This is a genomic window from Streptomyces sp. NPDC031274 (assembly GCF_055570235.1).
In genome coordinates this window covers 1-1,078 of the sequence record NZ_JBVIHP010000434.1, presented here as the reverse complement: position 1 = coordinate 1,078, position 1,078 = coordinate 1, and the positions used below count along the sequence as shown (strand labels likewise).

The window sequence follows — 1,078 nt, the reverse complement described above, 5'->3', positions numbered from 1 at the left end:
CGGTGCCTCCTGGGGGCCTGTTGTCCGTGGGGCTGTTGTCCGTGGGGGCGCCCGTTTCGGGGGCGCCGATGTCCAGCCGCCGCACCGTCGCCAACGCGGCGCCGATCTGTACGGCCACCAGCCGGCGCAACGGGAACGGCTCGGCCCGCAGGGCGCCTTCGGCACTCGTGCACCAGGAGTCGAAGAGGGCGTCAGCCTCCTTCGCGGCGGCGCGCAGCACGGGTGGGCGGTTGCCCGCGGCGTGCTCGACGGCGAGCTGACGCCGGAGCTGGCCGGCGCCCCTGAGCCGCAGCATGTGCACCAGGCTCCGCGCCCCGAACACATCGCCCACGGACGCCTCCTGACGCGCGTGGGCCGCGGCCTGGGCGTCGTGGGCGGACGCCATGACGGTGCTCTGTTCCAGGATGTCGGCGATGGCCGGACGCAGGGGCGAGGGGACCGTCAGGCGCGGCAGCACCCGTCCGTACAGGTCGCCGAGTCTCCGGGCGCCGTCCCGCAGTTGCCCGGCGCTCTCGCCCAGCACGTCGGCATGGGCGCGTCCGCTGCCGGACGCGTCGCCGGCCCGTGCGTCGTGCCACAGGGGCACTTCGGTGATCAGCGTGGTCGTTCCGTGGCGTTCGCCGTAGTGCGCGCTGGAACCGCCGTGGCGGGCTTCGCCGCCGTGCGCGGCGGTGGCGGCCGCCAGTTGCCGCGCGCCGGGCATCAGGTGGACGCCTGGGCCCGCCTCGGGCCAGCCGGCCGTGTCGGCCGGACTCAGCGAGAGCGGCATCTCCTCGGCAGCGGCCACGGCCGCCAGATCCCGGGCCGCGCCCGGCACGTGGTGGCTGAGGATGAAGAACACCCCGCCGAAGTCGGCATTGTGCAGCGAGTACTGGAACCGCGGGCGCAGTTCGTCGATGACCCGGGCGAGGGCCTGGGTCTCGGGCAGCGTCCGGTCGAACCAGGCCGCTTCGTCCAGGACCGGGAACGTCCACTCCGGCTGGTCGGCGAAAGCGGGCCGGAAGAAGTGCGTGTGGTAATGGCGGATGGTGTACGGGCCGCTGAACCAGGCTTCGTTGAGGCGTGTGGCGTCGGGGTC

At 74.0% G+C, this 1,078-nt stretch carries 1 protein-coding gene; it reads right to left on the bottom strand.

Annotated features, from left to right (window positions below; genetic code table 11):
- Nucleotides 1–1,078: hypothetical protein (locus ACZ5CR_RS46975; protein WP_468870193.1), on the bottom strand; the 1,078-nt coding region annotated here is incomplete at both ends.